At 67.7% G+C, this 13,345-nt stretch carries 12 protein-coding genes and 2 pseudogenes; 10 read left to right on the forward strand and 4 right to left on the reverse strand.

What is annotated here, in order from left to right; genetic code table 11:
* The 4 genes and pseudogenes from ACF1ED_RS34505 to ACF1ED_RS34520 form a co-directional block, all read left to right on the forward strand.
* Nucleotides 1-201 (forward strand): transposase (locus tag ACF1ED_RS34505; RefSeq protein WP_391767304.1); only part of this gene is annotated, 201 nt, incomplete at its 5' end.
* A gap of 10 nt (nucleotides 202-211) precedes the next feature.
* Nucleotides 212-425: pseudogene (locus ACF1ED_RS34510) on the forward strand (IS5/IS1182 family transposase); the annotation flags it as partial.
* An 864-nt stretch (nucleotides 426-1,289) separates the two neighbouring features.
* Nucleotides 1,290-2,024, forward strand: coding sequence for a ParA family protein (locus tag ACF1ED_RS34515; RefSeq protein WP_391767305.1), 735 nt, complete (start codon nucleotides 1,290-1,292; stop codon nucleotides 2,022-2,024).
* Nucleotides 2,024-3,178 (forward strand): ParB/RepB/Spo0J family partition protein, encoded by a 1,155-nt coding sequence (locus ACF1ED_RS34520; protein ID WP_391767306.1) that lies wholly within the window; start codon nucleotides 2,024-2,026, stop codon nucleotides 3,176-3,178. Before ACF1ED_RS34515 ends, ACF1ED_RS34520 begins: the two co-directional genes overlap by 1 nt.
* 351 nt (nucleotides 3,179-3,529) lie before the next feature.
* Here the strand turns inward: ACF1ED_RS34520 and ACF1ED_RS34525 are convergent.
* Nucleotides 3,530-3,806: pseudogene (locus ACF1ED_RS34525) on the reverse strand (transposase family protein); the annotation flags it as partial.
* A 50-nt stretch (nucleotides 3,807-3,856) separates the two neighbouring features.
* Here ACF1ED_RS34525 and ACF1ED_RS34530 point away from each other — a divergent pair.
* Complete coding sequence (locus ACF1ED_RS34530; protein WP_391767307.1) at nucleotides 3,857-4,174, forward strand: DUF6221 family protein; 318 nt, start codon at nucleotides 3,857-3,859, stop codon at nucleotides 4,172-4,174.
* Nucleotides 4,175-4,180: 6 nt separating this feature from the next.
* On the opposite strand, the gene ACF1ED_RS34535 is transcribed toward ACF1ED_RS34530, so the two are convergent.
* Nucleotides 4,181-4,453 (reverse strand): hypothetical protein, encoded by a 273-nt coding sequence (locus tag ACF1ED_RS34535; protein WP_391767308.1) that lies wholly within the window; start codon nucleotides 4,451-4,453, stop codon nucleotides 4,181-4,183.
* A complete protein-coding gene (locus ACF1ED_RS34540; RefSeq protein WP_391767309.1) occupies nucleotides 4,429-4,662 on the reverse strand; it encodes a hypothetical protein in 234 nt (77 codons plus the stop codon). Before ACF1ED_RS34540 ends, ACF1ED_RS34535 begins: the two co-directional genes overlap by 25 nt.
* A gap of 520 nt (nucleotides 4,663-5,182) precedes the next feature.
* Here ACF1ED_RS34540 and ACF1ED_RS34545 point away from each other — a divergent pair.
* Entirely contained in the window at nucleotides 5,183-5,566 is a 384-nt protein-coding gene (locus ACF1ED_RS34545; protein WP_391767310.1) for a hypothetical protein, read from the forward strand.
* Between the two features lie 1,396 nt (nucleotides 5,567-6,962).
* Here the strand turns inward: ACF1ED_RS34545 and ACF1ED_RS34550 are convergent.
* Complete coding sequence (locus ACF1ED_RS34550; RefSeq protein ID WP_391767311.1) at nucleotides 6,963-7,682, reverse strand: DUF2625 domain-containing protein; 720 nt, start codon at nucleotides 7,680-7,682, stop codon at nucleotides 6,963-6,965.
* Nucleotides 7,683-8,477: 795 nt separating this feature from the next.
* Between ACF1ED_RS34550 and ACF1ED_RS34555 the strand changes: the two genes are divergently transcribed.
* The 4 genes from ACF1ED_RS34555 (at nucleotide 8,478) to gltX (ending at nucleotide 13,280) form a co-directional block, all read left to right on the forward strand.
* A complete protein-coding gene (locus tag ACF1ED_RS34555) occupies nucleotides 8,478-9,587 on the forward strand; it encodes a bifunctional DNA primase/polymerase (protein ID WP_391767312.1) in 1,110 nt (369 codons plus the stop codon).
* A gap of 131 nt (nucleotides 9,588-9,718) precedes the next feature.
* On the forward strand, nucleotides 9,719-11,113 hold the full coding sequence (locus tag ACF1ED_RS34560; protein WP_391767385.1) for a phage/plasmid primase, P4 family: 1,395 nt from the start codon (nucleotides 9,719-9,721) through the stop codon (nucleotides 11,111-11,113).
* Nucleotides 11,110-11,511, forward strand: a complete 402-nt coding sequence (locus ACF1ED_RS34565; protein ID WP_391767313.1) for a DUF6009 family protein — start codon at nucleotides 11,110-11,112, stop codon at nucleotides 11,509-11,511. Before ACF1ED_RS34560 ends, ACF1ED_RS34565 begins: the two co-directional genes overlap by 4 nt.
* Nucleotides 11,512-11,903: 392 nt before the next feature.
* Nucleotides 11,904-13,280 (forward strand): glutamate--tRNA ligase, encoded by a 1,377-nt coding sequence (gene gltX / locus ACF1ED_RS34570; RefSeq protein ID WP_391767386.1) that lies wholly within the window; start codon nucleotides 11,904-11,906, stop codon nucleotides 13,278-13,280.
* The last annotated feature ends 65 nt before the right edge of the window (nucleotides 13,281-13,345 follow it).

The raw sequence follows: 13,345 nt of genomic DNA on the forward strand, positions 1-13,345 counted from the left end.
ACACCGAAGATCGCCCGACGCGGCGTCCCGCACGGCTCCGGACTGGGCAAGACACGCTGGGTCGTCGAGCGAACCTTCGCCTGGCTCCACCAGTTCAAACGCCTCCGCATCCGCTACGAGATACGCGCCGACCTCCACCTCGGCCTGCTCCAACTCGCCTGCAGCATCATCTGCTTGAGACGCCTGCGAACCTCATTCTGAAACGATCAGTAAGACCGCCATCGGCAAAACCCTCACGATCACCAACGGCAGCTACCCAGGCACCCCCCGGACTCCTCCCACACCACCGGCAGCGCAGCCAGACCGAACCGACGACATGGAAAGAAGAGCGCACCGAGCCCCACAAACAGGACCGGGACCGGCTCGAGCACGTCTTCACCCGCATGAAGACGTGGAAAATCCTCCGCGACTGCTGCCTCGTGGGAGCGGATCGTCGACGATGTTGTCCGCGGTCGACAGCACGTGCTCCCAAGCGAGCAAGCCGGCGTGCTCCGCCCCAACGGAACGCTTCGCGACCGATACGTACGGCTCGCCGCCGAACACGGCCACGACCTGAGTACCGAAGCGGCCCTCCCAGCTCCGCAGGAGTGCGCACAACAGAGGCGCAGGGGCGCGACCGCGGACCAGCCGATCGACGCCAGGGCATCGCTGCGGCACTGCGCGGGGACGAGTAACAGCCGGCAGCCGAGGCGCCAGGCCCAGCCATCGTTCGAAGGGCGGCCCGGGGGCATGCGGTCGGGGCTCGACTCCTTCGGATACCCGGACCGGGATGGGCTCCCTCAAGAAGGACGACCTCCTGCGGCGGTACTCGACGAAGTCCACGGCCGGCTGCTCCTCCAGCCGGACGGCAGCGACACGGTCCGGGCCGAGCGGTCTTGCCACGGCATCGGTCCGGCAGAGGAGCGGAACCGGACCGTAGACGGTGGTCCCGACAACAGGGCTGCCCGCAAGGGTCCCGGCCTTGCTGTCAGCCCGTACAGCTGACTCGAAGTCCCTCACCCCACGAGCAACCGAGCGACGAGCCCTCGCCCTCCACCCAGTCCCAAACCCCAGCCCCCAACCCATGCACCCGCCCCCCAGCGTCACGACGGGATCCAGGGGGCAGCGAGCACCGAGAAGGGGCCCCAAGGGCCCCGGAAGAAGGCTCCGGCCCCACTGGTTTCAAAACCCGGTTTTGAAACCGCCGCGTCGATGTACCTACCACCCGGGGGATACATGGCATCCTGTCCGGGTCCGCTAGTACCGGCCGACGTGGCCGGGAAGCATACGGAGCATCAGGAGTACCACCCATGGCACGGATTACCGCGCTCATCAACCGCAAGGGTGGAGTCGGCAAGTCGACTCTCACCGTGAACACCGCGGCCATCACCGCCCACGTCCTGGGCGCAGCCCCCGAAGGCGACCCGCACTACGTCGCCGCCGTCTCTGCCGACCCCCAGGGTTCGACGACCTGGTGGTCGGAGCGGGTCGGGCAGGAGCTGCCGTTCGCCTTCGAGCAGATCAACTCCAAGGACGACCTGGAGCTGTTCTCCCACCTGAAGAGGTCCCGCAAGGTCAAGCACGCCTTCATCGACACCCCGGGTTGGATGGACCTTCCCGAGGACGAGAAGGAAGAGGCCGGCGACCCGTTCGGCAAGAGCACGGCCGCCGATGCCATGCGCGCGGTGCTGGCCAACGCCGACGACATCATCGTCCCCATCGAGCCCGAACCGCTCGGCTTCATGCCGACCCGCGACACCATCGAGGAAGTGGTGAAGCCGCTCGGCATCCCGTACCTCGTGGTCATCAACAACTGGGACCCGCGCGACGGCGAGGCCGACCTGGAGCAGACGAGGGACTTCATCCGGGCCCAGGGCTGGAACCTGGCCAACACCGTCGTCCGCCACTACAAGGTCCACACGCGGGCGGCTCTCGAAGGCACCGTCGTGACCCAGTACAAGAAGAACCGCGTGGCCATGGAGGCCCGCGAGGACTTCTACCAGCTCGCCCTGGAGCTCGGCGCGGGCAAGAAGGGCACGCGCTGATGGCGACGAAGAAGCCCTGGGCCGACCTGCTGGACGGCCCCGGCAAGCCCGGCAGCAAGCGCGCCGCGGCCTCCGCGGAGCCCGCCAAGACCGACGTACCGCCGACGACCGTGTACATGCACACGCTCATCGGCAACCCGGACAACCCCCGTACCGACTCGGACTACACCGACCAGGACTCCGACTTCCGCGAGCTCAAGGAGTCGATGCGGTCCGTCGGCCAGCTGCAGCCGGCCGTGGCCCTGTCCCGCGAGGCGTACCTCCGTCTCAAGCCGGAGTACGGCGCCCGCATCGGCGACGCCGAGTGGATCGTCATCCTCGGCAACCGGCGCTTCCACGCCGCGAAGCAGCTCGGCTGGACGAAGTTCGAGATCCGGGTGCGCGACCGCCTCGGCAACGAGGACGACGACCGGGTCGACGAGGCCGTCGTCATCGAGAACATCCACCGCAAGAACATCCCTCCCTACAAGGAGGCCGAGTTCCTGCAGCGGATGGTCGAGCGTCACGGCTCCCAGGAAAAGGTTGCGGAGCGCATCGGCAAGTCGCAGATGTACGTCTCCAACCGGCTGGCCCTGCTCAAGCTGACGCCCGAGCTCCGGGACGTCGTCGACACCAAGCAGATCAAGGTGAAGACGGCGGAGAAGATCGCCAAGATCCAGGATCCGGAGGAGCAGAAGGCGGTGGCCGCCGAGGAGCTCCGCAGGGCCCAGGAGCCGAAGCCCCCGCGCAAGCGCGCGGCACCCCCGGTTCCCGCTCCGGTGCCGGCCCCCGTTCAAAACCCGGTTTTGAAGGAGCCCGCCGAAACGGCCCCGACGGGCGGGGGAGTGGCCACCGCCGAGGCTCCTGAACAGGCTGCCTCAGCCGTCGCGTCCGTCCCGGACCCGCGGGCCACGCCCTCGCTCCCGGCTCCGGCCTCGCCCCCCGGTGTCACGCCCTCCACGATTCCGTGGCACGACGGCGCAGCCCTGATGAACCTCGCCTTCGACGGCCTGGACCCCGTCCAGCGCAGCGCGTTCATCCTGCGCTACTTCCGTCGCAGCCATGGAGTCGAGTCCGTCATCACCGACATGAGGGGCGACCTCGCCTCACAGGACCGTGCCTCCCTGGCCTCCATCCTCCAGGAAGTGGCCGCCGGGCTCCTCCGAGACGCGTAGCACCCCAGCACCAGGAGCCCCTGTTCTTCACCTCCGAAGAACGGGGGCTCCGTCGCGTTCCGTCCCCCGTCCGACCGATCCCCGTTCACGACCTCGGCAAGCCGCCCCCTCCTCCCCTCCACCAGACCGAGACAACTGACCGACGGATGCCCTCAGACACCTGGAACGGCAGTCCCCGCAGGAACCGGGCACCTGAACCCGAACACTCCGTACGGCCGGCTCGGCCGGCTTGCGCCGGGGGAGTGGCCGAAGGAGTACGCCGGCTGGTGCCCCAACCGTCCGGGCAATGCGTGATAGCCACGGAGCGAGGAAGGTACGGAGTCCGCCTCTGATCCAGAACGCTCGGGTGGTCGTGTGGTTGCGGGTGGGTACGAGGGTGCCGTCGACGATGAGGACGGTGTCCTTGGGGAACCGCGTGGGGGGCTGGAGCGCGAGTATCGGCCCGTGGTGGTCGATGCTCCGGTCCGCCGCCGACTTCGAGACCGCTGAAAAGCGGGGGGAGCCGGCGCATCGTGAGGTTCGTCCGCGACCAGGCCGCGACCAGAAGGGCCCGGTCCTCCAGCGGCAGGCTCCATAACCAGCCCCTGCGGACCGCGCCCGCACCCCCACACCGCAGAACCCTCACCAGCCACCACAAGATCGTTCCATGGCGTCGGGCACAAGATCGAGAATGCGCGTATGACTGAAGAACTGGTGAGGTTCCTTGAGGCGCGGCTGGACGAGGAGGCCGACTTGGCTCGGCGCTGCGACGGTGACGGTTGCGGAGAGTGGTCTGCCCAAGGACATACGGTCGACTTCTGTCAGGTGGACCTCCCCGGGTTCCACCCCACAATTGCTCTCCATGTGGCTCTGCACGACCCGGCCCGGGTCCTGCGCGAGGTCGAGGCCAAGCGGCGCATCCTGGCACGTCACGCCCGTGATCCCTGGCCGTGCCACGACCTGCGGGACCTTGCCTCGCCCTACACGGACCATCCTGACTTCCCCGTCCGGGCCTGAAGCAGATCAGCTGCCATGCAGAGCGCCCGACGAGGCTGAACCGATCCCCGCTTCCTGAAGATCATTTACGCGACAGCCCTTACTGATCTTTTCGTTAGATCGGTGGGGTTGATGGGTGGATGGTGAGTCCAGTGTGGGGGGAGGAAGGACCAAGGGCGGCTGCTGGTTCTGATTGATCCGGCAGATGCCCTGTTCGGTGGCATAGGCGACATCGGCGAGGTGGTCACCGGCGAGGTTGGTGAGTTCGCGTTCCTTCAGCGGGGACCACAGCAGTTCCATCGGGTCAGCTCGGGCGCGTAGGCGGGTGATCGTTCCAGGGTGAGCCGGTTCTGTTCGGCGGGCCAGGCCCGTATCGCCCGGCTCCAGTGGGCGGACAGTCCGGCCCGGCCCAGCACCGCCCGCTGGCTGCGGTAGAACACCTTGAGCTGTTCCCGAACCTCGATGAGGGCGGTGGTGTCGTAGCTGCCGGGCTTGAGGTGGAAGCACATCCGTATCACTCACATCTCAAGATCCACTTTCGATGCACGGTCTGGCACCACGTACAGGACGAACAGCTCGACAGCAGCGCGGAGCGAGCTCGGAATGCCCAGTCGGCTGGGGGAGTGGTGCGCGGTGAGTCTGCTGCAGCGACGCGGCACGGCCTTGACGCACCCGCACTCGCGCCTGCAATCCCTACTGCCCCAGGCCACCAGATGATGATCAAGCTGAAGTCACACTGCCCCTACAGAGACCTCGATCTCCCGTTCGGGGCTTGGGGAGCGCCCTCCGGGCTCTTCGCGAGCGCCACGGGCAACACGAATACTTCCCCGCCCCTCTTGGCGATGTGAGGTCCGAGAAAAACTTGGACGGTCCAGTTCCAGGAGATGGCCGGCAGGCCAGTCTTCCGTTCCACGTGCAGGCCGTCTTGCTGTGAACGCCGTGATCACACCAGCCACATGGCGATCGTTTCAGTTGTCGATGACGCTCGTTCTGACCGATCCTGTCCCCTTAACAAGCGGGGAGGACCACGTGAGCTTGACCTTGTTCCCAGGAGACGGAGACGTCAGCAGCCCGGACGTCCAATGGTCCTGCATCCGCTTCAACAGTTTCCGGGAACGGCTCGCGCAGTCCGAGGGGTTCAGCCTCTCCGAGATGTGGGGGTTTGGAGGCGACCAGCCGTGGAGCGGCATCTCCACCGTCCTGGAGCCGCTTCTGAACCACCCGGATGTCGGTGGTGACGCCCTCTCCGCCGCCGACTGCGCCGCGATGCTGCCTCGCCTGCGAGCGATCACCGACGAATGGCTGGAGGAGCCCTCCGAACCGGTCCTCCAGCAGCACGTCCAGGACGCTCAACAGCTGGCGGTCGTCCTGCGTTTCTGCGTAGACGAGGACGTCGAACTCATCTTCCTCTGATGTCGAAGAGCACCCAGGCCCTCGGCACCCCACCCACCCCCACGGCAATAGTCGCGGGACAGCTCCTGAAGGGGGCGGCAGCAGGACGGGCCCTGGGCGAGGGCGAGCCGGTTCTGGACCCGGTCTGACCATGCGCGGCCCGGAACGGGGTCGTGCAGGGGGTCGACGGGCCGAACCATGTGGAGAAGGCCGACACCACGCCGCCGGCAGTCGCAGGAAGCTTGTAGTGCTTCATACGAGCGGAGGCATGCTCGACCCGCGCTCGGCCTTTGCGGTACTCGGCACTCTCCTCTTCTCAGCCCAGCAGCAGAGCCCGAGACCGGGGACTTGCCGTGGGGGCCGACGAGGGCGCCTGCCCAGAGGCTCGTTCGCTGCTCATGCCGTCGAGCGGCCAGACCTTTGCCTACCCCGCCGCCCTCTGTACTTGTGCCGCGGCGCCGGACGGCCGCCACCTCGGTCTCGCGAAACAACCCGCCCGCACCCTTCCAGCGGGGATCGCTGCCTCCCTCCTCTCCTCCTTCGGTCGCTGGTTGTTTGTGGGTGGGGGAGCGACTGAAGGGGCAGCGACTGAAGCCCAGCGACCGAGGCTCAGTTCAGTCGCTGGACAAAACCCCAGGTCAGAGCGGTGCACCCTCCCGGAACAGCGACTGAAGCGACTCAACTTCCATATATCAGCTAAGTTACTTGCGCGCGTACGCGTGATATATAGGGAACTTCAGTCGCTTCAGTCGCTGTTTTCAGTTGATCATGCCTCTGACCTGCTGGTTTACCCAGCGACTCAAACCAGCGACTGAAGCCCTCAGTCGCTGGCCTCAGTCGCTCAGTCGCTCCACCCACGGAACGGGCAGGATCCGCCAGTCCACGGTCAGGCCTCGGTCCGTCTGGGCCGACCGCGCACCGTCGGTTCACGGGAACATGCGGGCCTCAAAAGGGGGCCCTGCAGGTCTGAATCCGGTAGATCACGGTAAGAAGGCCTCAAAGGGTCGTTTGATCACCGCGCGGTCTGGTCCGCCCCTCTTGATCGGGATCTCCGGCGCGGGCACTCACGACAGCGCGGGCCCGTGCCCCTTGTCCGCGGCGTCCCGCTCAGCCGCTCCCGCCGGGCACCGTGTCGACGACGGGTCGCCAGGTTTCACGGCGGACACGGGGCAGGACTGCGCCACGCCTGCGAAGGGGACTGAGCTCCCGCAGCCCCACCCCGTGCACCGCCCTGAAGGGCGTCAAAGGCTCTCAGCGCCTGGGCCGCCGCCGCTGGACCGTGGAGCAGACGGTGACCCGGCTCGCTGGATGCCTCAGTCCCCGTCCCCGCTACGAGCGCAAGGACGGGCACTTCCTCGCGTTCGCCGGCATCGCCGCCACCCTCATCCGCTCTCGGCGTCCGAACGGGTGAGCCGGTTCATGCTGCTCCCAGGAAGCCCGGGTCGATGCCGTCGAACTGGAGGCACGAGGCACGGTTCACTGCGAGGAGTTCCGCCATGGGCACCGCGCGGCGGCTGGCCGCCGACAGATCCTGGCGGGCCTCGGCCGACCACAACGGCGGGAAGAACGACAATCCCTGCCTGCCGTCCAGCTTGGAGACCTCACTGCGCCAGCCGTCCCACCGCAGGTTCTCGTAGAACTCCTGGAGTCCTCCGGAGAGGATCCAGGACAGCCAGGCTGAATGGCCGGCGCCCAAGGTCTCCCAACCGAGCGCATCAGGGGCGAAGTAGATGATCTCGCCTGGCTCACCGGGTCGCCCGGCCTCGTGGGGGTTGCCCCCGTTGAGGGCGAAGACCCCGCCCAGCACGTCGTGCGCGATCACGAGCCCAGCATCAGGGCGCCATGAGGGGTCGAACGTCGAGGGCATCGCGTTGATCTCGGCCAGGCCAGGCAGTCCGGCGTCGCCCGGGCTGCCGAAGATCCGAAGCCATCCGCCGTCCACGAGCAGGCCGCCGCAGTTCAGTACGATGCCGCCCAGATTCGACCGGGCGGAGACCTGCAACTGCAGCAGGGAGGTCCGGCCTGCCACGGGATCACCTGGCAGCACCTGGACTGGTACGTCGGTGCGGGACAGCTCCTGAAGAAGGAGTGGCCATGCAGGGTCGTCGACCTCGATCAGTTCATTGTGGTCACGCATTTTCGCATCGTCGCACCCACGCCGAGAGACACAGCCCGCCGGGGCACCAGGGCTTCGATGCACCAACCGAGACGACCTCTCGACCGAGAGGCCCCGCGGGACGCCGACCTTCTGACACCGACGACGCTGGCCTTCCGCCACCAGCCCTCGGTCGCTGGTCGTTTGTGGGTGGGGGAGCGACTGAAGGGGCAGCGACTGAAGCCCAGCGACCGAGGCTCAGTTCAGTCGCTGGACAAAACCCCAGGTCAGAGCGGTGCACCCTCCCGGAACAGCGACTGAAGCGACTCAACTTCCATATATCAGCTAAGTTACTTGCGCGCGTACGCGTGATATATAGGGAACTTCAGTCGCTTCAGTCGCTGTTTTCAGTTGATCACGCCTCTGACCTGCAGGTTTACCCAGTGACTCAAACCAGCGACTGAAGCCCTCAGTCGCTGGCTTCAGTCACTCAGTCGCTCCACCCAGGAGAAGGACCCGAGAGAAGGACCCAAGGGAGGGGAGACAGAGCCGATTCCCCAGCCATCCCGCCGACCTCTCCGCCAGGAGCTTCGGCCGCAACCACGGCCGCAACCCTGGCCGCAATCCCGATGGCAATCCCGATCGCAATCCCGGCCGTACCCCGAGACGTACTCCTAGACGCACCCCAGACCCCCCAGCAGGCCAGCCCGCCAGGTCAGGCCGGTCCTCTCCGCACCCAGCACCGACGCGCCCGCCGCCCACTTGTGCCGACCGAACTCCTGTTTTCGCTAGGCTATGTCCGTTGTTCAGTCGCTTCAGTCGCTCTAGGGGGAAGAAATGCCTGCTGACCTGCGGGTTTCTTCCAGCGACTCAAAAGTCGCTGAGCCTGCGCCGCGGGTGCCCTCCTCCCTCACCCTGGCCCGCTGGTGTGCCAGCCACGGATGGCCCGTGCATCCGCTCGCACCGGGCAAGAAGACGCCCGCCGCGAACTGCGCCGCTTGCCGCGAACCCGGGCACGACCACCGCACCTGCCCGTGCCGGGCGGAAGGCCGCTGGTGTCACGGCTTCCACGCCGCCACGCTCGACAGCAACCGCATCCAGCAGTGGTGGGGTCCCCATCCCCGGATGGGCGTCGCGGTCGCCTGCGGTCCGGCGAACCTGGTCGTCATCGACATCGATGCCCATGCCTCGGCGCCCCCGGACAGGAACCGCCTTCTCCCCGGCATCGAGATCAGCGAAGGCATCGACGTCTCCGCGATGACCACCGGCTTCCACACGATGGCCGTGCTCGCCGCGCTGCGGGGCCAGGACAGCCCCGCAGACGACACGACCACCCTGAGGGTCCGTACCCCTTCCGGGGGGCTCCACGTCTGGTACCGGAGCACGGACGCCCGCCGCTGGCAGTGCTCCTCGGGCTCGGGCAAGAACCGCGCCCTCGCCTGGCAGGTCGACGTCCGCGCCGACGGCGGCTACATCATCGCGCCGGGCACCACCACGGAGAGCGGTGTGTACACGCCGATCGGCACCGTCCGCACGCCGGCGCCGCTCCCGGCCTGGCTCGCCCAGGAACTCCAGCGGACCCATCACCTCCCGGCCGCGCACGTACCCGCACCCCGCCCCGTTCCCGGCCGCGCGGGGCAGGCCGTCGCAGCGGCCCGGCACGGCAGCAGCCCGGTCGAAGCGGTCCTCTCCACGGTCCTCTCCGAGGTCGCTGACTGCGCCGGTGCGACCGAGGGCACGGGATTCTCCGAGAAGCTCAACAGGGCCGCCTACACCCTCGGTGGGCTCGTCGCCGCCGGACACCTCACAGCACAGGACGCACAGGACGCCCTCATGGAGACCGCCTGCTACGCCCGCCCGGGCCAGGAACACCGAGCACAAGCCATCATCCGCAGTGGCATGACCGCCGGCGCCCGACGTCCCCTGCACCCCGGGAGCCGCTCGTGACCCTCCCCACAGGCGGTGAGCCGAACACGCTCTTCGACTTCGACCCCCACGACCTGGCGGCCCAGATCATCGCCAAGTCCTCCCCGGTCCTGCCGCCCCAGCAGATCGCCAAGGCGTCCGGCCCCGCTCCCATGGGCGAAGCGACCGCGCAGGGGCTGATCCCGGATTCCCTCACGGACCGGGGCAACGCCAAGCTGTTCGTCAAGCTGTACCAGGCGGACTTCCGGCACGTGCCGGGCCTGGGCTGGTACCGCTGGGACACCACCCGCTGGCAGGTCGACGAGGACGACTCCGTCCTGTGGGCCGCCGGCGAGATCGGTGAGCACCTCGCCACCGCGGACCCCTACGGGGAGCACGCCGTCGAGGCCCTGCGCAAGCACCGCCGGCGCACCCTGAGCACCACCGGCATCAACGCCCTGCTCACCCAGGCGAAGTCGGCCCCCGGAATGGTCCTGAAAGCCGAAAGGCTCGACGCCGACCCGTACGCCCTGTGCACTCCCGCGGGCATCGTCGACCTCTACACCGGTCTCGTGCGCAAGCCCGACCCCAACAAGGACTTCCACTCCCGTTCGACCAGCGTCGGCCCCGCCCCGATGCCGATTCCCCGGTTCCAGCGCTTCCTCGAGGACACCTTCGGCGACGACGCCGAAGGCACCGAGATGATCTCGTTCCTGCAGCTGCTCCTCGGGTACTCCATCACGGGCGACGTCGGCGGCCAGGTGATGCCGTTCCTCTTCGGCGCCGGAAAGAACGGCAAGTCCGTCCTCCTCGACGTCTCGATGAAGCTCCTCGGCGACTACGCCGACGCGGCTCCGCCCGGCTTCCTCATGGCCCGCCTGTACGAAGGCCACCCCACCGACCTCGCCGAACTCCACGGTCGCCGGGTCGTCGTCTGCTCCGAGGTCAAGCCCGGTGACAAGTTCGACGAGGCGAGGGTCAAGCACCTCACCGGCGGGGACCGCATCAAGGCCCGCCGCATGAGGCAGGACTTCTTCTCCTTCAACCCCACCCACAAGCTCTGGCTGCTGGGCAACCACCGTCCCGAGGTCGGCACCGGCGGCTTCGCCTTCTGGCGCCGCATGCGCCTGATCCCCTTCGAACGGACCGTCTCCGACGACCGCCGGATCGACAACCTCGCGGACATCCTCGTCGCCGAAGAAGGCCCCGGTATCCTCAACTGGCTCATCGAGGGCGCCCGTCGTTACCTCGGCGGCGACAAGGACCTCGCCGGCCCCGGCAAGGTCCGCATCGCCACCACCGCCTACGCCGAGACCGAGGACCACACCGGCCGCTTCTTCGAGGAGGCCTGCACCCTGGGCGCCGACTTCCGCACGGAGCAGAAGACCCTTTACGAGGCCTATCGTGTCTGGTGCAACAACGAAGGATGCTTCGTCCTGAACAGCCGTACTTTCGCTGCCCGGGCCCGCGAGCTCCTGGGTCTGTCCTCTCCCAAAGAGATGATCTTGTCGAATTCGAGGAAGTACTACCCTGGTATCGGACTGCTCGCCCAGGAGGAGACGCCATGAGTTCCTTGATCAGCGAAAACGATCTCAAGCACGAGACCGAGCTGGTCTGGCTCGAGGACGTCACCCATCTCGATTACGTCCGACAGAGTCTCGACCGCCTCCCCTCCCGCGTGGGCAAACCCGCCTACTACCGTGACGGCCGTCTGGTCGGGTACGCCGTACTCGGCACCGCCGCCAAGGCCTCCCGGGCGTCGGGCACCTTCCGTCGCCGCGTCTTCTGGCTCCTTCCGCATGACCGGGACTCCATGCCCGAGGGCCTCTACGCGGGTTCCGCCCCGGCCGAAGCCGTCGACCCCCTGACCCTGGAGCCCGGGGCCAAGGGGCGCAAGACCGAGCGCAGCGAAGGCGGCCCCCCGTCCGACGCCATGCAGAAACTCGGCATAAGTTTCCCCCTCTGACCCGGGCAAGTCGCGATCCCTTCCCGGCGAACAGACAACAGACGACAGACGACAGACGACAGACAACAGACGACAGGTGAATCCGCGAGTCGGTGAATCGGCTGACCAGCGACCGAAGCGAAGCGACTCAAGCGACTCAAGCGACTGAAGCGACTGAAGCGACTGAACTTCCGACATCACTCAACGGTCGGTGAGAGGCAGCAGTCCCAGCGGGGGAGTGGAGAGGGCCGGATTCCTTTGCCTGGCATGGGGCAGGCACATGCCAGGCATTCGACCGGAAAGCGACGGTTCTCCGGTGGGAAATGTTCCAAGGCCGGATGTCCGGCATCGGTACTCTGAAACGCATGTCTGCTGCCCCGGTTCGCGTTCGTTTCGCCCCGTCCCCGACCGGCATGTTCCATGTCGGTGGTGCGCGGTCCGCTCTCTACAACTGGGCCGTGGCGCGACAGTCTGGCGGCACGTTCGTCCTGCGGATCGAGGACACGGACGCGGCGCGGAACAAGCCGGAGTGGATCGACGGGATCGTCAACGCGCTCGCGGCGATCGGCATCCACGGCGAGGACGCGGCCTTCGAGGGCCCGTACTTCCAGTCGTACAACGCTGACCGGCACCGCGAGGCGGGTCTGCGGCTCTTCGAGTCCGGGCGGGCGTACTACTGCGACTGCACCCGGGAGCGGCTGAGGGAGCGCACCGGGTCGGACCATCTCGGGTACGACGGGTTCTGCCGGGAGCGGGGGCTGGCCTTCGAGGAGGGGCGGGCGCTGCGGTTCCGGACGCCGGACGAGGGCGAGACCGTCGTGGTCGACCTGGTCCGCGGGGAGCCGGCGTTCCCGAACAGCGCGATCGAGGACTTCGTGATCGCCCGTGGTGACGGGTCTCCGGTCTTCCTGATCGCCAACGTCGTCGACGACCTGGACGAGGGCATCACGCAGGTCATCCGTGGCGAGGAGCACCTGTCGAACACGCCGAAGCAGCAGCTGCTGTGGGAGGCGCTCGGCGCGAAGCCGCCGGTGTGGGCGCACCTGCCGGTGATCGTGAACGAGAAGCGGCAGAAGCTGTCCAAGCGCCGCGACAAGGTCGCGCTGGAGGACTACCTCGCCGAGGGCTTCCTGCCCGAGGCGATGGTGAACTACCTCATGCTCCTGGGCTGGGGTCCCGGCGACGACCGGGAGATCATGCCGTACGAGGAGCTGGAGCGGCTCTTCCGGATCGAGGACGTCAACACGGCGCCGGCGTTCTTCGACGTGAAGAAGCTGACGGCGTTCAACGGCGACTACATCCGTGCTCTCTCGCCCGAGCAGTTCGCCGCCGCCTGCGCGCCGTGGCTTGTCGCCCCGTACGCGCCGTGGGCGCCGGAGGCGTTCGACAAGAACCTCTTCGAGGCGGCGGCCCCGCTGGCCCAGACGCGACTGGCGCTGCTGTCGGAGATCACCGGCTACGTGGACTTCCTGTTCCTCGACGAGCCGGTCGAGGACGAGGCGTCGTGGAACAAGGCGATGAAGGCGGGCGCCGGCGACATCCTGTCCGACGCCCGTGCCGAGCTGGCCACCGTCCCGGAGTGGAAGGCGGACGGACTGAAGGCCGTTCTGCTCGCCGTGGGGGAGAAGCACGGTCTCAAGCTGGGCAAGGCCCAGGCGCCCATCCGGGTCGCGGTCACCGGCCGCACGATCGGACTTCCGCTGTTCGAGTCCATGGAGCTGCTCGGCCGGGACCGCGTACTGGCCCGCCTGGACGCGGCGACCAGGAAGCTGGCGGCCATGCAGGCGTAGCCGCCGGCCAGGCGACCTTCGCCAGAAAGCCGTCCTTAGGACGCCGGTGCCGCCCCCCCCCGCCC

It is taken from the genome of Streptomyces sp. NPDC014656 (genome assembly GCF_043084305.1).
Lineage (GTDB): Bacteria > Actinomycetota > Actinomycetes > Streptomycetales > Streptomycetaceae > Streptomyces.